We start from the raw sequence: 20,760 nt of genomic DNA, 5'->3' as shown, positions 1-20,760 counted from the left end.
CAGTTGGTGATCCGGGTAGTGGCACGTATGATGCTTCACAAACTTCCGCAGATTAGAAGCCTATGTCCCTGATAGTTCTACTGCTTCTGCCTTTTATCGGCAGCTGTGTCGCGGCTTTGCTGCCACACAACGCGCGTAACACCGAATCGCTGTTGGCTGGCCTGGTTGCCTTGATCGGCACCATCCAGGTCGCCCTCCTGTACCCGCAAATCGCCAATGGCGGCGTCATTCGCGAAGAGTTCTTCTGGCTGCCGAGCCTGGGCCTGAACTTCGTCCTGCGCATGGACGGGTTTGCCTGGCTGTTCTCGCTGCTGGTGCTGGGCATCGGTACGCTGGTTTCTTTGTACGCCCGCTACTACATGTCGCCGGACGATCCGGTGCCGCGGTTCTTCGCGTTTTTCCTGGCGTTCATGGGCGCCATGCTCGGGCTGGTGATCTCCGGCAACCTGATCCAGATCGTGTTTTTCTGGGAGCTGACCAGTCTCTTTTCGTTCCTGTTGATCGGCTACTGGCACCACCGCGCCGATGCGCGACGCGGCGCCTATATGGCGTTGATGGTCACGGGTGCCGGGGGTTTGTGCCTGCTGGCGGGGGTCATGCTGCTTGGCCATGTGGTCGGCAGCTATGACCTGGACAAGGTCCTGGCCGCCGGCGATCTGATTCGCGCACATGCCCTGTACCCTATCCTGCTACCCCTGATCCTGATTGGCGCCCTGAGCAAAAGCGCGCAATTCCCCTTCCACTTCTGGCTGCCCCACGCCATGGCGGCGCCGACCCCGGTTTCGGCCTATCTGCACTCGGCAACCATGGTCAAGGCCGGGGTTTTCCTTTTGGCACGGCTGTGGCCGTCGCTGTCCGGCAGTGAAGAATGGTTCTACATCGTCGGTGGGGCCGGCGCCTGCACCTTGTTACTCGGCGCGTACTGCGCGATGTTCCAGAATGACCTCAAGGGCTTGCTGGCCTACTCGACCATCAGCCACCTCGGCCTGATCACCTTGCTGCTGGGCCTGAACAGTCCGCTGGCCGCCGTGGCCGCGGTGTTCCACATTCTCAACCACGCCACCTTCAAGGCCTCGCTGTTCATGGCCGCCGGGATCATCGACCACGAAAGTGGCACCCGGGATATCCGCAAGCTCAGCGGCCTGATCAAGCTGATCCCGTTCACCGCGACCCTGGCGATGGTCGCCAGCGCCTCGATGGCCGGCGTGCCATTGCTCAACGGCTTCCTCTCCAAAGAGATGTTCTTCGCCGAAACGGTATTCATCAACGCCACGGCCTGGGTCGAGATGACCCTGCCGATTGTGGCGACCATCGCCGGGACGTTCAGCGTCGCCTACTCCCTGCGTTTCACCGTCGACGTGTTCTTCGGCCCGACCGCCACCGACCTGCCACACACCCCGCACGAACCGCCTCGCTGGATGCGCGCCCCAGTGGAACTGCTGGTGTTCACCTGCCTGATCGTCGGGATTTTCCCGGCGCAAGTCGTCGGCCCATTGCTCGCGGCGGCGGCCCTGCCCGTCGTTGGCGGTACCCTGCCTGAATACAGCCTCGCGATCTGGCACGGCTGGAACGCGCCGATGATCATGAGCCTCATCGCCATGTCCTGCGGCATCGTGCTGTACCTGCTGCTGCGCAACCAGCTCAAGCGCGGACGCTTCAAATACCCGCCGCTGATTGGCCGGTTCAACGGCAAGCGCCTGTTCGAGCGCAGCCTGGTGGTCATGATGCGCCTGGCCCGCCGCCTGGAGCGGCGGATCAGCACCAAGCGCCTGCAAACCCAGCTGTTCCTGGTGGTGCTCGCTGCAGTGGCGGCCGGGTTGATTCCGATGCTCCACAGCAGCCTGAGCTGGGGCGACCGGCCGAAGATTCCGGGCTCGATCGTGTTCGTGATTCTCTGGCTGCTGGCGATTGCCTGTGCCCTCGGCGCCGCTTGGCAAGCCAAGTATCACCGTCTCGCCGCCCTGACCATGGTCAGCGTGTGCGGGCTGATGACCTGCGTAACCTTCGTCTGGTTCTCGGCGCCGGACCTGGCGCTGACGCAACTGGTGGTCGAGGTGGTGACCACGGTCCTGATCCTGCTGGGCCTGCGCTGGTTGCCTCGGCGGATCGAAGAAGTCTCGCCGTTGCCGAGCACCCTGCGCAAAGCGCGCATCCGCCGTATCCGTGACTTGCTGCTGTCGAGTGTGGTCGGCGGCGGCATGGCGCTGTTGGCCTACGCGATGCTGACACGACAGACACCAAACGACATTTCCTCGTTCTACCTCAGCCGTGCCCTGCCCGAGGGCGGCGGCAGCAACGTAGTTAACGTCATGCTGGTGGACTTCCGAGGCTTCGACACCCTCGGTGAAATCACCGTGCTGGTGGCGGTGGCGCTGACCGTGTTCGCCCTGCTGCGCCGCTTCCGCCCACCGAAAGAAAGCCTGCAATTGCCGGCCCAGCAGCGTTTGTTGGCGCCCGACGTGGTCACCGACCTGGTCAACCCGCGTCAGGCCAGCGACACCGCCCTCGGTTTCATGATGGTGCCGGCGGTGCTGGTGCGCCTGTTGCTGCCGATTGCCGTGGTGGTGTCGTTCTATCTGTTCATGCGCGGGCACAACCAACCGGGCGGCGGTTTTGTTGCCGGGCTGGTGATGTCGGTGGCGTTCATCCTGCAATACATGGTCGCCGGCACGCAGTGGGTCGAGGCGCAAATGAGCCTGCGGCCGCTGCGCTGGATGGGTACCGGGCTGCTGTTCGCCACGGTCACCGGGCTTGGGGCAATGGCGGCCGGGTATCCGTTCCTGACGACCCACACCTGGCATTTCGATCTGCCGGTGTTGGGCGACATTCACATCGCCAGCGCGCTGTTCTTCGACATCGGCGTCTACGCCGTGGTGGTCGGTTCGACGCTGCTGATCCTCACTGCCCTCGCCCACCAATCGGTACGGGGTCACAAGACCGCGTCTCAGCCTAAATCCGCCGGCCTGCCGAAATCCGTTGCCGCCAAAGGAGCCGTCTGATGGAAGAAGTCATCGCAATCGCCATCGGCGTCCTGGCCGCGTCCGGCGTCTGGCTGATCCTGCGGCCACGGACGTTCCAGGTGGTCATGGGCCTGTGCCTGCTGTCCTACGGCGTCAACCTGTTCATCTTCAGCATGGGCAGTCTGTTCATCGGCAGAGAACCGATCATCAAGGACGGCGTGCCGCAAGATTTGCTGCATTACACCGACCCGCTGCCGCAAGCACTGGTGCTGACCGCCATCGTTATCAGCTTCGCCATGACTGCGCTGTTTCTTGTCGTGTTGCTGGCCTCCCGGGGCCTGACCGGGACCGACCACGTGGATGGCCGGGAGCCTAAAGAATGAATGCGATGACGCACCTGATCGCCGCACCGATACTGCTGCCGCTATTGACCGCCGCCATCATGCTGATGCTCGGCGAAAAACATCGCCCACTGAAAGCCAAGATCAATCTGTTCTCCAGCCTGATGGGCCTGGGCATTTCCATAATGCTGCTGCAATGGACGCAATCCACTGGCGTGCCAGGTTCTATTGGCGTTTATCTGCCGGGCAACTGGCAGTTGCCGTTCGGCATTGTGCTGGTGGTCGATCGTCTGTCAGCGATGATGCTGGTGCTGACCGGGGTCATCGGCGTCAGCGCCTTGCTGTTCGCCATGGCCCGTTGGGATGGCGCCGGTTCGAGTTTCCACGCGCTGTTCCAGATTCAGTTGATGGGCCTTTACGGCGCATTCCTGACGGCGGATATATTCAACCTGTTCGTGTTCTTCGAAGTGCTGCTGGCCGCGTCCTACGGCCTGATGCTGCATGGTTCGGGTCGGGCGCGGGTGTCGTCGGGGCTGCATTACATCTCGATCAACCTGTTGGCCTCGTCGCTGTTCCTGATTGGCGCGGCGCTGATCTACGGCGTCACCGGCACCCTGAACATGGCCGATCTGGCACTGAAAATCCCGCTGGTGCCGGAAGCCGATCGCGGACTGTTGCATGCCGGCGCGGCGATTCTGGCGGTGGCGTTTCTGGCGAAAGCCGGGATGTGGCCGCTGAACTTCTGGCTGGTGCCGGCCTACTCCGCCGCCAGTGCGCCGGTGGCGGCAATGTTCGCGATCATGACCAAAGTCGGCGTCTACACCTTGCTGCGGCTGTGGGCGCTGCTGTTCTCCGGCCAGGCCGGGGCGTCGGCGTACTTTGGCGGCGACTGGCTGATTTACGGCGGCATGGCGACCATCGTTTGTGCCGCTGTAGCGATTCTGGCCGCGCAGCGCCTGGAACGCATGGCCAGCCTGAGCATTCTGGTGTCGGCGGGGATTCTGCTGTCGGCCATCGGTTTCGCCCAGCCGAACCTGATTGGCGCGGCGTTGTTCTATCTGGTCAGCTCGACGTTGGCGTTGAGCGCGCTGTTCCTGTTGGCCGAGTTGATCGAGCGTTCCCGCTCGGCCAATGAAATGCCGCTGTACGACGACGGCGACCTGCTGCCACGACCGATGGAATCCCTGCAACCGCCCAAAGGCATCAACCTAGACGACGAACAGAAAGCCGTGGTCGGTCAGGTAATTCCCTGGACCATGGCCTTCCTCGGTTTGAGTTTCATTGCCTGCTCGTTGCTGATCATCGGCATGCCGCCGCTCTCCGGGTTTATCGGCAAGCTGGGCTTGCTCAGCGCCCTGCTCAATCCGTTGGGCATCGGCAACAGCGGCGACGTACCGATATCGAACGCGGCCTGGGGCTTGCTGGCGTTGCTGATTCTCTCTGGGCTGGCCTCGCTGATTGCCTTCTCGCGCCTCGGTATCCAGCGTTTCTGGACCCCTGAAGAGCGACCATCGCCGCTGCTACGACGCTTCGAATGCGTGCCGATCATCGCCTTACTGGGATTGAGCATTGCGCTGACCTTCAAAGCCGAACCGCTGATGCGCTACACCCAAGCGGCCGCGGATGCCTTGAACAACCCACAGCAATACGTGATGGCGGTGCTCGGCACCCGCGCCGTGCCAAGTCCTGAAGCCAAGGCGGCGATGCTGGAGGTGCAACCATGAAGCGTCTGTTTCCCGCACCGTGGTTGTCCCTGGCGCTGTGGCTGTTATGGCTGCTGCTGAACCTGTCGCTGAGCCCCGGCAACCTGCTGCTGGGCGCGATGCTCGGGTTCTGTGCACCATTGATGATGCGCAAATTGCGGCCGTTGCCGATTCGGATTCGGCGACCGGGGGTGATTGTGCGATTGTTTTTGCTGATCGGTCGTGACGTAGTGGTGTCCAACCTCGCGGTGGCCTGGGGCGTGCTCAACGCCGGTCGCCGGCCACCGCGCTCGGCGTTCATCAAGGTGCCGCTGGATTTGCGTGATGCCAACGGCCTGGCGGCGTTGTCGATGATCTGCACGGTGGTGCCCGGCACGGTCTGGTCGGAACTGGCGCTGGACCGCAGCATTCTGTTGCTGCACGTGTTCGATCTGGATGACGAAGCGTCGTTTATCGAGCACTTCAAGACGACCTACGAGCGCCCCTTGATGGAGATCTTCGAATGAGCGCCTTGCTGTCGAACGCGATCCTGCTGAGCCTGTTCATCTTTTCCCTGGCGATGGTGCTGACGCTGATCCGGCTGTTCAAGGGTCCATCGGCTCAGGACCGGGTTCTAGCGCTGGATTACCTGTACATCATCGCCATGCTGATGATGCTGACGTTGGGCATTCGTTATGCCAGTGACACTTACTTTGAGGCGGCGCTGCTGATCGCCCTGTTCGGCTTCGTCGGCTCGTTTGCCCTGGCCAAATTCCTGCTGCGTGGCGAGGTGATCGAATGACTGGCGAACTGTCGTTGTGGGTCGAGATTCCGGTGGCGATCCTGCTGGTGCTCAGCAGTCTGTTTGCGCTGATCGGTGCGGTCGGCTTGATGCGGATGAAAGATTACTTTCAACGCATGCACCCGCCAGCGCTGGCCTCGACCTTAGGCGCCTGGTGCGTGGCATTGGCCTCGATCATTTACTTTTCGGCACTCAAGTCGGCGCCAGTGCTACACGCCTGGCTGATTCCGATTTTGTTGTCGATCACGGTGCCGGTGACCACGCTGTTGCTGGCGCGGGCGGCGTTGTTTCGCAAGCGGATGGCCGGGGATGATGTGCCGGCTGAGGTGAGTAGTCGGCGGACCGAAACCGGTAGCTAGACGCGAAAAGATCGCAGCCTTCGGCAGCGCCTACAGGTGTACACATTCCCCTGTAGGAGTTGCCGAAGGCTGCGATCTTTTGATCTTGCTCTACCCGTGAATCAAATCCAGGCAACTGCCAACAACCCGGCCCCCAACACCACGCACAACGGCGAATAAGCCCAGGTGTCGAGCCGGGCAAATCTCGAATCCTTGACCTGCTTGAAGAACCCCACCAGGTTCGAATCACCAATCGCCCGGGCAAACATCAGCATCGCTATCGCGCTGATCACCCATTGCAGCGACCAGTGCTGCACCGTCGGCAAGTACAGACCGACCCGCAGGCACACCAGCATTGCGATCAGCAACAACCCCACCGCGACCAGCAACGTGGCAAAACCTGACGGCTTGAACGCCGGCCTTGGTTCCCCTCCACCCTCCCCGGGCACGCGCGGCACCGCCGCCTCGCTTCCCAACTTGCCGCCTGCCGCCCAATACAAGTGAATCAGGCTGATCAACAGGAAGATTGCAGCAATCCATTGCGCGACCATTAGGCTCATATTCAGACATCCAGCGTGAAATGTCGCAGCAGGATGAACTTCATTGAACTTTTTTGTAAGGGTATTCGTCATCGGCAGTGGTAAAGTGCCGCTCCATGAAATTCGCCCGAACTGATCGCACACTGATGGCCTGGATGCTTTACTGCTGCGTCCTGTTCAACGTGTTCGCCTGCAGTATCGGTCATGGGCAAATGGTCGGGATGCAGCTCAACGGCCTCGGCGGCCAGTTCTGTACGGTGGACCCGGCAACCCAGGCGCCGGCATCGTCGAACACCTCCGAAGAGAAGCTGCCCACCCTGTCCAAGGCGTTTGGCTGCCCGCTGTGCTCCACCGGCGGCATGGGCCCGGCGTTCAATTCCAGCCTGACCCTGGCGATCCTGCCGCAACAACACAGCCCACCACTGGCAGTCGCTGCCAAAATCGACCTCCCTGCCCGCTACACCTGGCCGTCGGCCAACCCTCGCGCCCCGCCTTTCGCCTGAGTTTCTTTGCCTTTACCGATCAGCCCGCTGCGCTAACGCGTGACGTTTGCCTGTGCGCTGTTTCCTAGACAAGAATTCAGGATTCAATCGATGAAACACATTCCTTTACTGGCAAGCCTGTTTGGCTGCCTGTCCGTTAACGCCTGGGCGCAATCCACTGTCGATCTCGCGCCGATCACCATTGATGGCGAGACCGATGCCGAACCGGGGCTGAGCCTCGATCAATCCAGCGGCATGGCCTCGCGCCTGGGCCTGAGCGTGCGGGACACGCCGGCCTCGGTGGCCATCGCCAACCGCAACGATATCGAGCGCCACGGCGCGCAGAACTTCCAGGACGCCGCCAACACTTTGCCCGGTGTGAACGCCAGTGCACCGCCGGGTTTCGGCGGTTTCGTGTCCTATCGCGGTTTCACCAGCAGCCAGATCACCCAGATGTTCAACAGCATTAACGTAGCCAGCGGCCTGGCACGCCCCGTGGATGCATGGATTTATGATCGAGTGGAACTGGTGGGTGGTCCGTCGTCGCTGATCAATGGCGCCGGCTCCGTGGGCGGCTCGTTAAACTACGTGACCAAACTGGCGACCCGTGAAGAGCAAGCCGTCGAAGGCCGGGTCAGCTACGGCAGCTACGACACCACCGAAACCGCGTTCGGCCTCAACCACGCCCTCAGCGAAGCCGGGGCGGACGTGCAGCATTACGCGCGACTCGACGTCAGCCACAACACCAGCAACGGCTACATCGACCGCCAGGAGCGCGATGCCTGGAGCGTGGCGTTCTCACTGCTCAGCGACCTGACGCCGAACCTGTCCCACACCCTGGCCCTGGAATATCAGGACGAACACGAAGACAGTCCGTACTGGGGCACGCCGGTGCTCAATCCCAAGGCTGGCGAGTTGAAGATTGACAAACACAACCGCTTCAATAACTACAACGTTGAAGATGGCCGCTACGAGCAGCGCACGATTTGGGTGCGCTCGATCATCGACTACCGGATCAACGACAGCACTACCCTGCGCAATACCCTGTACCACCTCGACAGCCAGCGCGATTACCGCAACCTGGAAACCTACCAATACAACGCCGACAACAGCACGGTGAATCGCTCCACGGCCTATCAGGTACGGCACCAGGGAGAGCAGAACGGCAACCAGTTTGAATTGCGCCACGACAACACCCTGTTGGGCCTCGACACCACCTGGTCCGGCGGTTTCGAGTACAAGGTCAACCAGACCACCCATTCGCCACTGAACGTCAAAGGCGCCAGCACCGTCGACCCGAACAACTTCCAGCCGGGACACTTCTATGACATCCCTGGCACCAAACCGGGGTTTGTCAGCGACAAGACCAACGAGGTCACCACCAAGGCACTGTTTGCCGAGAATCGTTTGGCGCTGACTGACAAACTGGCGCTACTGACCGGTCTGCGCTATGACGACATCGACCTCGATGTGACCAACCATCGGGAAGTGACCGCCAGCAATCCACGGCACCTCAAGCGCAGTTGGGAGCCGGTCACCGGTCGGGTCGGCCTGACCTATCAGTTCATTCCGACGGCCAACGTCTACGTGCAATACAGCACCGCCGCCGAACAGCCCAATGGCACGCAGGACTTTGATGTGTCCACCGGCAAGCAGTGGGAAGTGGGCAGCAAGTTCGATTATCTGGACGGTCGCGGTTCGGCGACGGTGGCGGCGTACACGATCGAGCGCAAGGATTTCGCAGTGACCGATCCGCTGGACTCGACCCAAAGCATCCCGGTGGGTCAGCAAACATCGAAAGGCATCGAACTGGCGACTTCCTTCAGGATCACCGACAAGCTGTTGGCCGAAGGCAATTTCGCCTGGGTCGATGCGCAATACGACGAGTTCACCGAGAAAAACGCCGCAGGGGTGGTGGTTTCACGCAAGGGCAACACGCCGACCAACGTGCCGGATCGAGTCGGTAACCTTTGGCTGACCTATGACTTTGCGCCGCAATGGCAGGGCGGCGTCGATGCGCGGTATGTCGCTTCGGTGTTCGCCGACAGCGCCAATACCATGACGGTGCCGTCTTACACGCTGTTCGGGAGTTTCCTGAGCTACAAGGTCGACCGGCACACCACCGTCACCGGCCGGGTGCGCAACCTGACCAACGAGGTGTATGCCGAGTTTGCGCATGTTTCGCCGGCGTATTACCTCGGTACGCCGCGGACCTTTGAGTTGGCCGTACAGACAAGGTTCTAAGCCGATTTAACAGACGCCCCGCTCCCCCGTAGGAGCTGCCGAAGGCTGCGATCTTTTGATGTTGTTCTTAAAGATCAAAATCAGATCGCAGCCTTCGGCAGCTCCTACGGGGGGCATCCGTCTAGTTCAATGAGGCGCTGACCTTATCCGCCACATCCTTCGGCACCCAAGCCTGCCAAACATCCGGGTGCGCCTTCATGAACGCCTCGGCCGCCTGACGCGGTGCCGTGTGTTTCTCGCTCATCTCGGCCAAGGCCTTGTTCAGCGGCCCGATCGGCAAATCGACCTTGCTGAAGAACGCGGCAATCTGCGGGTATTGCTTCTGGAACGGCGTGGACACCCCAATCGACAGTTTCGAGGCCAGCGAACGGGTCGGCTTGGGATTCGGATTGTCCGCGTCGGTCAGGGTTTTCCAGGCCTCGGCGTCAAACGGTGGCTCTTCCAGTTGGATAAGCTTGAAGCGCCCGAGCAACGGTGTCGGGGACCAGTAGTAGAACAACACCGGTTTGCCACGACGGATTGATGAAGCAATCTCCGCGTCCAGCGCCGCGCCGGACCCGCTGCGGAAATTCACGTAACTGTCGTTCAACCCATAGGCCGTCAACTTTTGCTTGTTGACCACTTCCGAGGTCCAGCCGATCGGGCTGTTGAGGAAGCGCCCCTTGCCCGGGCTTTCCGGGTCGCTAAATACATCCTTGTAGCGCGGCAGGTCGCTGACACTGCGCAAGTCCGGCGCCAAGGGTTTGATGCCCTTCGCCGGGTCGCCCTTGATCACGTACTCCGGCACCCACCAGCCTTCAGTGGCGCCCTTGACCGTATCGCCCAGGCTCACAACCTTGCCTTCGGCTTCGGCCTTGACCCACACCGGACTGCGCCCCGCCCACTCTTCGCCAATGACCTGGATGTCATTGTTGGCCAGCGCGGTTTCCAGGGTAATGGTGGTGCCCGGCAACGTGTCAGTCGGCAAGCCGTAGCCCTTCTCGACGATGATCCGCAGGATATCGGTGATCAGACTGCCGCTTTCCCAGTTCAGGTCGGCGAAGTGGATCGGGGCCTGGGCGGCAAACACCGGGACCGACGCAGCCAACAAGCCGAACGTGGCCAGGTAAGCGGCCAGCAACCGTCGAAGTCCTTTCATGCTTTTGCACCTCGTGCTGTTCACAGCAATAGCAGGATGGCCTGACAGACAAGACTGCAAGCCTCTGAATACTCAGTCCACTGACTGTAGTAGAGGTTCCTGCTTTTTAGAGGTTACGAGGTGCGGGGATTACTTTTCAGAAGGTTGCTGTAAGCGCGAGAGCTCCCTTCGCACCATGCTGGCGTACTCCGCCGGACGCAAGGTGTAGATCTGTGACGCCACCCAAGTCAGCCAACCGCCTTGCAGAATCGCCTTCTGATCGAACAGGCGCTGGGCCTCGACCTGTGCACTGGCGAGGTTCTGTACGTGGAAATCGGCGCGGGTCAGGGGCATTACTCGCTGGCCTTGAAGGTAATCAGCTCACCCTTGCGCCACTTGGCCGCCTTGGCCGTCACTGCTTTCAGGGTTTTGGTCAGGCCTTCCTGCAACTGCTGGTGGGCGGCGAAAACCATCACCACGCTATGACCTTCCTTGAACACGATGCCGTGACCGTCAGCGGTCGTGACAAAGGCGTAATCGCCCAGGCCGTAGACCGTCAGTTTGATTTCACGGAACTTGATGTCCAGTTTGCCGCCTTCGCGACTGGGCAATACCGAGGCGCTGAAATGATCGCCGACCTTGAGTTTGAGGCCGGGTTTGTCGTCCACCACCAGCGCTGCTTCGGTATCGATTTCGGCAATGTAGATGCCTTCAGCGTTCTGTTCGGTGACATAGACAAAGCGGGACTGAAACTGCTTAACCAACTTTGCACGCAAATCACCCAGAACGAACAATGCGTGCATATCAAGATTACTTACTGCCAAGGAAACATCCCCACATCTGAAAATGATGCTGCGCGCAGGAAAAACGCACAGCAGAAAAAAGCGGCCATGGCGATGGTGTTGCCGAATGAGCCGGGTTGAAATCCTGAACTGAGCTGAACGCTCATCCATCGCGAAGTTTGTGAGATTACTGGATTGTCACTCTCGCCGTCCCATCCGACGTTCGCCAGACGTTGAAGGAAAACACCCTTCTCGCGGCCAGAAAAAGCGTACTACTAACTTTAGGGAAAAAACTCTCTAAGAAAAGCACTTTTCCGACATATCGCCCATAAAAAATTGCTTTAGATGGATGCAATCGCCAACCAGTGACGGCGATTCTAGAGCAGCCATGCTCATCGAGACTACTCAAAACGACGCACACACGTCGGTAAACACACGAAAAGGACTTCTCATGTGCACGATGACCCACTTTGCAAATCACTCCATCCCTCACACAAACACCGATGCGCGCCTGCACCCAGTGGTGTTTCAGGCCTATGCCCTGCCTCCTCAGACGCTTGCGCTGCCGCGTTATCAGGTGGTGCCGGCCGGCAAGGCTTTCTTCCATATCAAGGAAACTTCTAGCGGTCGTGTCAGAGGTTTCCGCACCGACCATAACGAAGCTTGCGCCCTCGCCCGTTCATTGTCGGCGCGCACCTGACGTCGATCATTGCATTTATCCCCCATGACGTTTCGTCACGCCGACGACTTAACTCAGCCGTCGGCCGGCAACTACTGCCATACTGCACGACCCATGAATTCCGGCCCCTCGGCGGACGGCGTTCAATACAACAGAACATTTCCAAGGGAAGGCAGCTACGTGACGGAATTTGATATCGGTGAATTTTTTATCCGGGGCGAAGCCAGAGAGGTCGAAGGCGAATTCCAGGCTGTCATTGTCATGCGCGCCAAACCACCCTTGACCGCTGTGACCTACCACCAGGTCGAGAAGGATCGCTGGTTCAAGACCTCCGACGTCGCGGCCATCGCCGCCCAGGAAGCCGCCAAGGCCCTGAAGCTCGCGGTCGATGACGGTGCGTTGAAAGCCTGATTCAGCTTTGCCGTCTATGCTCTCTCCTGGTTTCGACCATCGCAATCGAACTCCTGAAGCGTGGCTCCCTCAGATGCAGTGAAGCCGCACCTCAGATCTCGCACTCGACGCGACCCGCAAGGAGATGAACATGGATTCACCTACACACGATTTGAAAGGTTTGTTCGACCAGCTTGGCCTGGACTCCAGCGAGAAGGCCATCGACGACTTCATCGCCAGCCACTCCCCCCTGGCCGACGACAAGAAACTGATCGATGCCGAGTTCTGGACCCCGCAACAAGCCGGCTTCCTGAAAGAACAACTGCGCGAAGACGCCGACTGGGCGCGGGTGGTGGACGATTTGAACCTGCGGATGCATCAAATTCACTAGGCGAAACACGCACTGTGTAGCAGCTGCCGAAGCCTGCATTCGACTTGTAGCATCTGCCGAGGCACGAGGCTGCATTCGACTTGTAGCAGCTGCCGAAGCCTGCGTTCGACTTGTAGCAGCTGCCGAGGCACGAGGCTGCGTTCGGCTGCGAAGCAGTCGTCAAACCTGAACACACGGTCTTCCTGAGCCACCGCGCCGCCTGATTTCACGACTGCTTCGCAGCCGAACGCAGCCTCGTGCCTCGGCAGCTGCTACATAGGTCCGCGCGGTTTCTCGGGTTTGTAGCCCAACCGCAACCCACCCCAATGCCGGCCCTTCACCGTGATTGGTACCGACAAATCGTGCATCAACTCGCCCGTATCCCGCGTATACGTCTGCAACAACACCGGTTGCTGATGACTGCCACAGCGCACGCCCGTCCGATCAGCAAACTTGCGCTTGGTCCGGTTTTGCACGGCATCGACCTGCGCATCCCCCGTCAGCGGCTGGCTGAACACCGTGTTATGGGTCGGCACATAGCCCTGCTGCGTACAGGCGATGGCAAACACCAACCCTTCATGACGCGGTAGCAATGGCTCTTGAATCGCCGGCAGCACCTGATCGGTGTAACGGTCAAAACGGGTCTTGAACTTGGCTGGGCTGGTGTTGGGAATCGCCTGGTAATTGCGATCAAACAGGTCATCGAGGCTGACACGACCCTGGTCGATATCCGCTTCAAAGCGCGCGGCAATCTGACTTGCACCTTCGCGGGCCAAGTCATAAATCCGTTGGTGATAATCGTCCAGCCCAACTTCGGCCAGGCGTTCGCTGATGGTTTCGGCCTGGCCTTCCATTTGCACCGCAGCCTGGGCCAGGCGCTGGGTCTGCTGATCGCTGATCGCCAGGTCGCTGCGCATCTGCTCGATGGCATGGAACAGGCTGTCCAGTTGTTCGCGATTGGTGTCGGCGCCGCGGGCGATTTCCTCGACCTGCTGTTCGACGCCGGCGGCCAGGCGCGCGATGTTTTCCAGATGCTGGCCGGTGTGTTCCACCTGTTCGACGCCGATGTCCAAATCGCTGGAGAGCTGGCGGATCTGCTCCACCACTTGCGCGGTGCGTTGCTGGATGTCGGCAACCATCTCCCCGACTTCACCGGTGGCCGTCGCTGTACGCGCGGCCAGACCGCGAACTTCATCAGCCACTACCGCAAACCCGCGACCGTGTTCCCCGGCCCGCGCCGCTTCAATGGCGGCGTTGAGTGCCAACAAATTGGTCTGGCTGGCGATGGACTGGATCACCAGGGTGACCCGCTGAATATCGTCGCTGCGCAGGCTCAGGGCTTCGATCAGTTCACGACTGGCACTGGCGCGCTGGCTGAGCTGATGCATGCGGGAGATCGATTCGATCAGTTCGGTGCGCCCGGCGGCGCTGCTCTGGTGAGCCTCGCTGGCCGCACTCAAGGCTTCTCGACTGAGTGTCGACGTCGCCTGCTCAGTGGAGATCATCACCTCCGCACTGCTGACAATCCGCTTGGCCGCGTCGAGTTGCGATTGCACCTTCTCGGCCAGCTGTTTGACCGAAAAGGCCACGCCCGCGGCGGACAATGCGTTGTGACTGGTGGTGTAGGAAAGGTCGCGGGTCAGTTCGGCGATGGCGCTGGCGTTGTCCGTCAGGGTTGAATCGGGGATCGCGCGTGAACGCAGGCGTGGTAGCCAGATAATCAGCACCGCCACTGGCAGGCCGATATAAAGCGATGCGCCGCCCAAGGACATGCCGCACAGCAACAGCACCAGGGCGATGCTTTGCAAGGTCGGCGTCAGCCAAAGGTTTTTTGGCACTGGCACGGGTGCAGGTATTGCCCCAACCAGAGATCCGTCTCTCGTCATCTTCGTCACCCCATGCGTCTTCTATTTGTTGTGACTGCATTAAACGCCACTAGTGGGCCATTATCTATGGTCCGTTAGTAGTGGATGTTGCAGCAGGTCAATAGAAGTGCGGGGGGTTTCACAGACGGCAAAAAGCATCGCGGGCAAGCCTTGCTCCTACAGAGGGTGTCTGTAGGAGCAAGGCTTGCCCGCGATTGCGGCGCTAGCGAATCAGGCCTGACGCTGGTGCTTGTCGATCTGCTCGTGACGCTCTTGAGCTTCGATGCAGTACTTGGTGGTCGGGCTGATCAGCAGGCGTTTCAGGCCAATGGCCTCGCCGCTGTCGTCGCACCAGCCAAAGCTGTCTTCTTTAATGCGTTCCAGAGCCTGTTCCAACTGAGGCAGCATGCGCTGGTCGCGATCGATCGCGTTGACCAGCCAGGTGCGCTCTTCTTCAACGGAAGCAGCGTCGGCCGGGTCAGCCGGGGTGTCCAGGCTTTCGATGGCGATGCGGTTCTGTTCGATGCGCTCGTGGGTTTCGACTTTCATGTTCTGCAACAGCTCGTAGAAAAAAGCATGTTGCTCGGCATTCATGTAGTCATCCGCCGGCATGGCCAGCAACTTGTCCTTTGTCATTGATATCTCTATAAAAAAACGTGCATTAAGGCGAATTAGGGAGCGTTCCGGCGAACCTTGGTCGTCCGCCGCAAAGGCGCCATTTATTCCAAGCGCCACCCGGCACTCAATTTACGAGGGGCGGCAGTCTAAGGCCGACTTGAGGCCTCAGCAACTGAAAAGACAGCGAATTTGTCCGACAACACCCGGAAAGTGCGCTTTGGCAGCCGTTGTGGTGATTATCGGAGTGCGTTTATAGCAAGAAATTCAGTCCAGCGGCTGTATATAGAAGACAAACGGCTGCGCCACGCGGGTCAGGCGTGGCGCATTTTGCGGTTTGTTTCGGTTTTAGCGCTTGAGTTTGCGCTTGTTGCGGTACTGGTCGATGACCACTGCCACCACAATGATCAATCCCTTGATGATGTCCTGAATATACGCATCGACCCCGACAAAGGTAAAGCCGCTGGCCATCACGCCGAGGATCAGCGCGCCGATCACGGTGCCGGTGATACGCCCTACGCCCCCCGCCAGGCTGGTGCCGCCGATCACCGCAGCGGCAATCGCATCCAGTTCATACGACATGCCCATCCCGGCCTGCCCGGTCGCGGCACGGGCCGAGGCCACTACGCCAGCCAGGCCAGCGAGCAACCCGGCGATGCTGTAGACGATCACCAGATGTCGCTTGACGTTGATCCCGGAGGTCCGCGCCGCTTGCATGTTGCCGCCAATGGCGTAGGTGTATTTGCCGTACTTGGTGTAACGCAGGGCGATGTGGAAGATCACCGCCACCACCAGGAAGATGATCACCGGCATCGCGCCGTGGCCGATGGCGGTGTAGGAATCGGACAACATGCTCACCGGCTGGCCTTCGGTGTAGTACCGCGCCAGGCCACGGGCCGAGACCATCATGCCGAGGGTGGCAATGAACGGCGGGATCCCGGTCACCGCAATAATGCTGCCGTTGATCGCCCCCGCCAGCAGCCCGACCCCGAGCCCGGCAATCACCGGTATCCACACCGGCAAGTCGGTCAGCGATGGAAACACCGCTCGGGCGAAGTCAGAAGTCTGGGCCAGGCTGGCGGCAATCATCGCCGACAGCGCCAGCACCGAACCGGAGGACAGGTCGATACCGGTGGTGATGATCACCTGGGTCACGCCGATGGCCAGCAGGCCGATGATCGACACTTGCAGGATCATCAGCACCAGACGCTGGGAGTTCATCAGGAAGCTCTGGTCGCGCACGATCCAGCCGAACACTTCAAAGACCAGGCCGATGCCGATCAGCACCAGGAAGATGCTCAACTCGGTCGGAAAGCGCCGACGACTTTTCGTCGGGGCCGTTGCTGGCTTGTTTTCCAGTATCGCGTTCATAACCACTCACCCTTTTATCGCGTCGCCAGCGCTGGCCGCAGCCACCACCGGCATCAATTAGTGAACCGCGGACATGCCCGAGGCCAGTTGCATCACCCGTTCCTGGGTCGCTTCGCTGCGATCGAGGGTGCCCATCAGGTCGCCCTCGTGCATGACCATCACCCGGTCACTCATGCCGAGCACTTCCGGCAGTTCCGAGGAAATCATGATCACCGCCATGCCTTCGCTGGCGAGATAGGAAATCAGCCGATAGATCTCGGCCTTGGCGCCGACATCGATGCCGCGAGTCGGCTCGTCGAGAATCAGGATCCGTGGATTGGTCATCAGCCAACGCGCCAGCAAGGCTTTCTGCTGATTGCCACCGGACAAGGTGTCGATGCACTGCTCCAGCGACGGGGTCTTGACCCGCAGCTTTTTGCACATGTCTTCACACAACACCCGCAGGGCTTTTTGCTGAATAAAACCGTGACCGGCGTAGTGCGGCAGCACGGCCATTTCCATGTTTTCCAGCACCGACAGACACGGGAACAGGCCACTAAGCTTGCGATCCTCGGTCAACAGTGCGAAGCCCTTCTCGATGGCCATGTGCGGGTCGCTGATGCGCACCACCTGACCATCGAGTCGAATCTCGCCACCGTCGCTGGGGGTGATGCCGAAAATCGCTTCGGCGACGTTGGTCCGTCCGGAGCCCATCAACCCGGCGAGCCCGAGGATTTCCCCGGCATGCAGGTCAAAGGACACACCTTTAAAAATCCCGTCCAGTTTCAGGTCGCGCACCGACAGCAGCAGGTCGCCAATCGGCTTCTCGCGTACCGGAAACAACTGGCTCAATTCGCGACCGACCATCATCGAAATCAGGCTGTCGCCGTCCATGCTGTCGGCCCGTTGCAGGCCGATGTAGGCGCCGTCGCGGAACACCGCCACTTCATCGGCGATGGCGAACACTTCGTTCATCTTGTGGGTGATGTAGATGATGCCTTTGCCCTGGCTCTTGAGGTCGGCAATGATCGAGAACAGGTGGGCGACTTCCTTGTCGGTGATGGCCGAGGTCGGTTCGTCCATGATCAGGATGTCGGAGTCGTAGGACACGGCTTTGGCAATCTCGACCATCTGCCGCTCGGCGATGCTGAGGTTGCCGACCTGCTCTTCCGGGTCGAGATTGATGCGCAGGCGCTCCAGCAGTTTCGCGGTGCAACGGTGCATCTCGCGGTGATCGACCATGTGCAGGCCATTGAGCTGCTCACGACCGATCCAGATGTTTTCGGCGATGCTCATATGCGGCATCAGGTTGAGTTCCTGATGGATCATCGCGATCCCGGACTGAAGCGCCGACAGCGGCGTTTCGAATACCACCGGTTTGCCCCGCAGGCGGATTTCACCGGCGTCCGGCTGGTAGATGCCGGCGATGATTTTCATCAGGGTCGATTTGCCCGCGCCGTTCTCGCCCATCAGGGCCAGTACGGAACCGGGGCGCACCCGCAGCTGCACATCGGACAAGGCCACGACACCGGGAAAACCCTTGCTGACGTTGATGATCTCCAGCAGGTACGGCTCATCGACAGGTGTTGCGGTTGGCTGGATACCCACCAACGGGGTGGTGCTCGAAGCAGTCGCTGAAGCGAACATGATCAGGTACTCCATCAGCAAGGTCGCGGTGGCAACCTTGCGTACTTATTGTTGTTATTGAACGGACGGGCTATTTAAAGGTGTCGACGTTTTGCGGAGTGATCAAGCGGTATGGCACCCATACAGCCTGCTCAACCGGTTCGTTCTTGGCCATTTTCACGGCGGTGTCGATGGAACCGTCCGCCTGACCTTTCGCGTCTTGGAACACCGAGACCGCCATGTTGCCTTTCTTGATCGCGTTCAAGCCGTCCGGCGTACCGTCGACACCCGCGATCAGCACACTGCCCTTCTCGACGCCGGCCTGACTCAGGGCCATCGCGGCACCGATGGCCATTTCGTCGTTGTTGGCCACGACCGCATCAAACTTGCGGCCCTGGGTCAGCCAGTCGTTGACCAGGGTCATGCCTTTATCCCGCAACCAGGTCCCGGTCTGCTCTTGCTCAATCTTGATGTTCGGGTACTTGGCCAGCACCTCTTTGACGCCTTTGGTGCGGTTGGTGGTGGAGTTGTTGGCCAGGTCGCCCAACAGAATCACGATATCGCCCTTACCGCCCATTTTGTCGGCCAGGTATTGCATCTGCATTTCACCAGCTTCCAGGTCATTGGAGGCCACAGTCACCACGCCTTTGGGCAGTTTCAAGTCATCCGGGCGGCGGTTGACGTAGACCAGCGGGATGCCGGCCTTGACGGCGGCTTCGGTGATTTTACGGGTGGCGGCGGTGTCCACCGGGTTGACCACGATGGCATCGACTTTCTGGCTGATGAAGCTTTCGACCTGACTCAGCTGCTTGACCACATCGCTGCGGGCATCTTCGAACTGCAACTGCACGCCATCGGGATAGGACTTGGCTTTCTTGTCCATGGATTCGCGCAGGTAGGTCAACCAGGTGTCATCGAACTGGGACATGCTCACACCGATCTTCATATCGGCCAATGCAGCGCCGCTGGCGAACATCAGGGACAAGGCAAGTGCGGTGAAACGGATCTTGGTCTTCATGAAAAGTCTTTCTCCACATTCTTGTTGGTTTTATGGATATGGCGCGACGGATTCAGTGACGGGGCAAGCGGACAATCGGTGCGCCTGGAATGCAGCAGACCAGGGCGCCGTTGCGTTCAACGCAGAGCAAGCGGGGAATTAATTGAAACGCGGCGCGAGGCAGGTCGCGAAAGAGGTGTTGCGCGGAACGTAATACATGCAAAGCAGCGTTAAAGGTTTTCATCGACGGTACCTGGCTTTTGTTTCTTGTTTTTGGTTCGTCCTGCACCCGTTCAAGCCTGGCTTGAGCGAGATTGGACGTTGATAGTCGGCAACCTGGAAATGACTTTATTGGAAAATAATTTCTATATCAACTCATTTTAGAATTTTATTCTGATTTTATTCCACGGTGATCAAACTGGCCCAAATCCACCACTTGATGGCGCTCGGCACTCAAGCGCGCAGCGTCCAGAACGCGGGTGGTCGCCAGTGCATCACGGGCCTCCACCGGCAGTGGGCCACCGCTCTGTAGCGCGGTTTGTAGCTGTAAATAGAACTGATTCCAGCAGCCACGCTCGGAGGGCACCCGTTCTCGCACCTCGCCCTGTTCAAACCAGCCCCAGCGCCGATGTTCTTCGACGCCCCAGCGCTCGCCTTCGGTTTTTGGCGAGAGCCCGGCCAGGGCCGAGTCCTCCTGCCCATCCAGGCCATCGACGCTGTAGCAGCCCTGAGTGCCCGTCACCCGGAAACGTGGCCCAGGGGTGTTTTGCAGGCAACTGCCGCCCAAGTGCGAAATCACACCGCTGGCGTGGGTCAGGGAGACAAAGAAGCCGTTATCGTAGGTCTGGTCTTTTTCCAGGTATTCCAATTCGGCGTAGACCTTTGTGACCGGGCCGAACAACAGCAACGCCTGATCCACCAAATGGCTGCCCAAATCCCGCAGGAAACCACCACCGCTGCCGTTGTTTACCGATTGCGGCGAATAGCGTTCGACCCGGGATTCGAAGCGGGTGATCTGGCCCAGCGCGCCGGACTCGATGAGTTTGCGCACGGTGAGGAAGTCCGAATCCCAGCGCCGATTCTGGTAAACGCTGAGCCGCACGCCCTGGCGCTCGGCCATGGTGATCAGGGTTTGCGCCTGTTGTGCATCGGCAGCGAACGGTTTGTCGCTGACCACCGCCACCCCGTGCTCAATGCCGTCGAGCACCAGCGCCGGACGGCCCTTTAGCGGCGTGGACACCACCAGCACATCGATCCCGGCTTCCACCAGTTGGCCGATACTGTCGAAGGCCGGCACGCCGGGGTGCTCGGCAGCCAGCAACTGCCGGCGCTCCGGGGAACGGGTGACCACGCCGACAAACGTGGCGCCCGGCAGGCTGCTGAGCAGCGGAGCATGGAAAAACCGGCCGCCATGGCCGTAACCGACAAGTCCGATACGCATCTTGTTCTCCTTATAGGTAACCGCGGAGCTTGTTCTTGATCGTTCCCACGCTCTGCGTGGGAATGCATCAATGGACGCTCTGCGTCCGCTTTTGGGACGCGGAGCGTCCCGGGCTGCATTCCCACGCGGAGCGTGGGAAC

At 60.0% G+C, this 20,760-nt stretch carries 22 protein-coding genes; 12 read left to right on the top strand and 10 right to left on the bottom strand.

The features are described 5' to 3' along the window. Positions 1-62: 62 nt before the first annotated feature. From ACA071_RS13775 to ACA071_RS13750, 6 genes are read left to right on the top strand one after another with little or no spacing between them, the layout of a single operon-like run. Entirely contained in the window at positions 63-2,999 is a 2,937-nt protein-coding gene (locus tag ACA071_RS13775) for a monovalent cation/H+ antiporter subunit A (RefSeq protein WP_497644845.1), read from the top strand. Then, a complete protein-coding gene (locus ACA071_RS13770; RefSeq protein WP_007944721.1) occupies positions 2,999-3,343 on the top strand; it encodes a Na+/H+ antiporter subunit C in 345 nt (114 codons plus the stop codon). The genes ACA071_RS13775 and ACA071_RS13770 overlap by 1 nt, the downstream gene beginning before the upstream one ends. After that, positions 3,340-5,025: a monovalent cation/H+ antiporter subunit D gene (locus tag ACA071_RS13765; protein WP_497644844.1), complete on the top strand. Its 1,686-nt coding sequence runs from the start codon at positions 3,340-3,342 to the stop codon at positions 5,023-5,025. The genes ACA071_RS13770 and ACA071_RS13765 overlap by 4 nt, the downstream gene beginning before the upstream one ends. After that, positions 5,022-5,510: a Na+/H+ antiporter subunit E gene (locus tag ACA071_RS13760; protein ID WP_497644843.1), complete on the top strand. Its 489-nt coding sequence runs from the start codon at positions 5,022-5,024 to the stop codon at positions 5,508-5,510. Before ACA071_RS13765 ends, ACA071_RS13760 begins: the two co-directional genes overlap by 4 nt. Further along, positions 5,507-5,785 carry a K+/H+ antiporter subunit F gene (locus ACA071_RS13755; protein WP_133836076.1) on the top strand — a complete coding sequence of 93 codons (279 nt, stop codon included), beginning with the start codon at positions 5,507-5,509 and terminating at the stop codon, positions 5,783-5,785. Before ACA071_RS13760 ends, ACA071_RS13755 begins: the two co-directional genes overlap by 4 nt. Next, a complete protein-coding gene (locus ACA071_RS13750; RefSeq protein ID WP_497644842.1) occupies positions 5,782-6,144 on the top strand; it encodes a Na+/H+ antiporter subunit G in 363 nt (120 codons plus the stop codon). Before ACA071_RS13755 ends, ACA071_RS13750 begins: the two co-directional genes overlap by 4 nt. Positions 6,145-6,245: 101 nt before the next feature. Here the strand turns inward: ACA071_RS13750 and ACA071_RS13745 are convergent, their stop codons facing one another. Beyond that, the gene (locus tag ACA071_RS13745; RefSeq protein WP_497644841.1) at positions 6,246-6,683 is read right to left on the bottom strand and encodes a DUF3995 domain-containing protein; all 438 of its coding nucleotides are present in this window, start codon (positions 6,681-6,683) and stop codon (positions 6,246-6,248) included. A gap of 95 nt (positions 6,684-6,778) precedes the next feature. On the opposite strand from ACA071_RS13745, the gene ACA071_RS13740 reads away from it, so the two are divergent. Then, entirely contained in the window at positions 6,779-7,165 is a 387-nt protein-coding gene (locus ACA071_RS13740) for a DUF2946 domain-containing protein (RefSeq protein WP_497644840.1), read from the top strand. Between the two features lie 90 nt (positions 7,166-7,255). Continuing rightward, positions 7,256-9,388: a TonB-dependent receptor gene (locus tag ACA071_RS13735; RefSeq protein ID WP_497644839.1), complete on the top strand. Its 2,133-nt coding sequence runs from the start codon at positions 7,256-7,258 to the stop codon at positions 9,386-9,388. Positions 9,389-9,509: 121 nt separating this feature from the next. On the opposite strand, the gene ACA071_RS13730 is transcribed toward ACA071_RS13735, so the two are convergent. The 3 genes from ACA071_RS13730 to ACA071_RS13720 form a co-directional block, all read right to left on the bottom strand. Further along, positions 9,510-10,526 (bottom strand): ABC transporter substrate-binding protein, encoded by a 1,017-nt coding sequence (locus ACA071_RS13730; RefSeq protein ID WP_497644838.1) that lies wholly within the window; start codon positions 10,524-10,526, stop codon positions 9,510-9,512. A 129-nt stretch (positions 10,527-10,655) separates the two neighbouring features. Next, the gene (locus ACA071_RS13725) at positions 10,656-10,859 is read right to left on the bottom strand and encodes a hypothetical protein (protein WP_403018505.1); all 204 of its coding nucleotides are present in this window, start codon (positions 10,857-10,859) and stop codon (positions 10,656-10,658) included. Further along, entirely contained in the window at positions 10,859-11,329 is a 471-nt protein-coding gene (locus tag ACA071_RS13720) for a hypothetical protein (protein ID WP_427626411.1), read from the bottom strand. The genes ACA071_RS13725 and ACA071_RS13720 overlap by 1 nt, the downstream gene beginning before the upstream one ends. On the opposite strand from ACA071_RS13720, the gene ACA071_RS13715 reads away from it, so the two are divergent. The 4 genes from ACA071_RS13715 (at position 11,303) to ACA071_RS13700 (ending at position 12,747) form a co-directional block, all read left to right on the top strand. Continuing rightward, positions 11,303-11,428: a hypothetical protein gene (locus ACA071_RS13715; protein ID WP_497645420.1), complete on the top strand. Its 126-nt coding sequence runs from the start codon at positions 11,303-11,305 to the stop codon at positions 11,426-11,428. The genes ACA071_RS13720 and ACA071_RS13715 overlap by 27 nt on opposite strands. A gap of 310 nt (positions 11,429-11,738) precedes the next feature. After that, positions 11,739-11,987: a hypothetical protein gene (locus ACA071_RS13710; protein WP_497645307.1), complete on the top strand. Its 249-nt coding sequence runs from the start codon at positions 11,739-11,741 to the stop codon at positions 11,985-11,987. 159 nt (positions 11,988-12,146) lie between these two features. After that, entirely contained in the window at positions 12,147-12,377 is a 231-nt protein-coding gene (locus ACA071_RS13705; protein ID WP_497645306.1) for a hypothetical protein, read from the top strand. 130 nt (positions 12,378-12,507) lie between these two features. Next, positions 12,508-12,747, top strand: a complete 240-nt coding sequence (locus tag ACA071_RS13700) for a DUF2789 domain-containing protein (protein ID WP_033057641.1) — start codon at positions 12,508-12,510, stop codon at positions 12,745-12,747. Positions 12,748-12,998: 251 nt separating this feature from the next. Here ACA071_RS13700 and ACA071_RS13695 read toward each other — a convergent pair whose 3' ends face one another. The 6 genes from ACA071_RS13695 to ACA071_RS13670 all read right to left on the bottom strand — a co-directional run bounded on the left by ACA071_RS13695 (position 12,999) and on the right by ACA071_RS13670 (position 20,620). Continuing rightward, positions 12,999-14,231 carry a methyl-accepting chemotaxis protein gene (locus ACA071_RS13695; RefSeq protein WP_497645305.1) on the bottom strand — a complete coding sequence of 411 codons (1,233 nt, stop codon included), beginning with the start codon at positions 14,229-14,231 and terminating at the stop codon, positions 12,999-13,001. Positions 14,232-14,822: 591 nt separating this feature from the next. Then, a complete protein-coding gene (locus ACA071_RS13690) occupies positions 14,823-15,227 on the bottom strand; it encodes a TraR/DksA family transcriptional regulator (protein WP_010459637.1) in 405 nt (134 codons plus the stop codon). Positions 15,228-15,554: 327 nt separating this feature from the next. Further along, entirely contained in the window at positions 15,555-16,577 is a 1,023-nt protein-coding gene (locus ACA071_RS13685) for an ABC transporter permease (RefSeq protein WP_054052830.1), read from the bottom strand. 57 nt (positions 16,578-16,634) lie between these two features. Next, positions 16,635-18,203, bottom strand: coding sequence for a sugar ABC transporter ATP-binding protein (locus ACA071_RS13680; protein ID WP_497644837.1), 1,569 nt, complete (start codon positions 18,201-18,203; stop codon positions 16,635-16,637). 70 nt (positions 18,204-18,273) lie between these two features. Beyond that, positions 18,274-19,200: a sugar ABC transporter substrate-binding protein gene (locus ACA071_RS13675; protein ID WP_497644836.1), complete on the bottom strand. Its 927-nt coding sequence runs from the start codon at positions 19,198-19,200 to the stop codon at positions 18,274-18,276. Between the two features lie 367 nt (positions 19,201-19,567). Then, positions 19,568-20,620 (bottom strand): Gfo/Idh/MocA family protein, encoded by a 1,053-nt coding sequence (locus tag ACA071_RS13670; protein WP_497644835.1) that lies wholly within the window; start codon positions 20,618-20,620, stop codon positions 19,568-19,570. Positions 20,621-20,760 lie beyond the last annotated feature (140 nt).

This window comes from Pseudomonas sp. LBUM1646 (assembly GCF_059716165.1).
The sequence above is the reverse complement of the archived record's forward strand: the minus strand, read 5'-3'. Positions and strand labels throughout refer to the sequence as shown.

What these genes read in the sequence shown, in the direction of transcription:
- ACA071_RS13765 (WP_497644844.1), top strand. Translation starts at nt 3,340, where the DNA reads ATGAATGCGATGACGCACCTGATCGCCGCACCGATACTGCTGCCGCTA.
- ACA071_RS13670 (WP_497644835.1), bottom strand. Translation starts at nt 20,620, where the DNA reads ATGCGTATCGGACTTGTCGGTTACGGCCATGGCGGCCGGTTTTTCCAT.
- ACA071_RS13760 (WP_497644843.1), top strand. Translation starts at nt 5,022, where the DNA reads ATGAAGCGTCTGTTTCCCGCACCGTGGTTGTCCCTGGCGCTGTGGCTG.
- ACA071_RS13740 (WP_497644840.1), top strand. Translation starts at nt 6,779, where the DNA reads ATGAAATTCGCCCGAACTGATCGCACACTGATGGCCTGGATGCTTTAC.
- ACA071_RS13730 (WP_497644838.1), bottom strand. Translation starts at nt 10,526, where the DNA reads ATGAAAGGACTTCGACGGTTGCTGGCCGCTTACCTGGCCACGTTCGGC.
- ACA071_RS13700 (WP_033057641.1), top strand. Translation starts at nt 12,508, where the DNA reads ATGGATTCACCTACACACGATTTGAAAGGTTTGTTCGACCAGCTTGGC.
- ACA071_RS13770 (WP_007944721.1), top strand. Translation starts at nt 2,999, where the DNA reads ATGGAAGAAGTCATCGCAATCGCCATCGGCGTCCTGGCCGCGTCCGGC.
- ACA071_RS13745 (WP_497644841.1), bottom strand. Translation starts at nt 6,683, where the DNA reads ATGAGCCTAATGGTCGCGCAATGGATTGCTGCAATCTTCCTGTTGATC.
- ACA071_RS13710 (WP_497645307.1), top strand. Translation starts at nt 11,739, where the DNA reads ATGTGCACGATGACCCACTTTGCAAATCACTCCATCCCTCACACAAAC.
- ACA071_RS13755 (WP_133836076.1), top strand. Translation starts at nt 5,507, where the DNA reads ATGAGCGCCTTGCTGTCGAACGCGATCCTGCTGAGCCTGTTCATCTTT.
- ACA071_RS13735 (WP_497644839.1), top strand. Translation starts at nt 7,256, where the DNA reads ATGAAACACATTCCTTTACTGGCAAGCCTGTTTGGCTGCCTGTCCGTT.
- ACA071_RS13685 (WP_054052830.1), bottom strand. Translation starts at nt 16,577, where the DNA reads ATGAACGCGATACTGGAAAACAAGCCAGCAACGGCCCCGACGAAAAGT.
- ACA071_RS13675 (WP_497644836.1), bottom strand. Translation starts at nt 19,200, where the DNA reads ATGAAGACCAAGATCCGTTTCACCGCACTTGCCTTGTCCCTGATGTTC.
- ACA071_RS13695 (WP_497645305.1), bottom strand. Translation starts at nt 14,231, where the DNA reads ATGATCTCCACTGAGCAGGCGACGTCGACACTCAGTCGAGAAGCCTTG.
- ACA071_RS13750 (WP_497644842.1), top strand. Translation starts at nt 5,782, where the DNA reads ATGACTGGCGAACTGTCGTTGTGGGTCGAGATTCCGGTGGCGATCCTG.
- ACA071_RS13690 (WP_010459637.1), bottom strand. Translation starts at nt 15,227, where the DNA reads ATGACAAAGGACAAGTTGCTGGCCATGCCGGCGGATGACTACATGAAT.
- ACA071_RS13725 (WP_403018505.1), bottom strand. Translation starts at nt 10,859, where the DNA reads ATGCCCCTGACCCGCGCCGATTTCCACGTACAGAACCTCGCCAGTGCA.
- ACA071_RS13775 (WP_497644845.1), top strand. Translation starts at nt 63, where the DNA reads ATGTCCCTGATAGTTCTACTGCTTCTGCCTTTTATCGGCAGCTGTGTC.
- ACA071_RS13680 (WP_497644837.1), bottom strand. Translation starts at nt 18,203, where the DNA reads ATGTTCGCTTCAGCGACTGCTTCGAGCACCACCCCGTTGGTGGGTATC.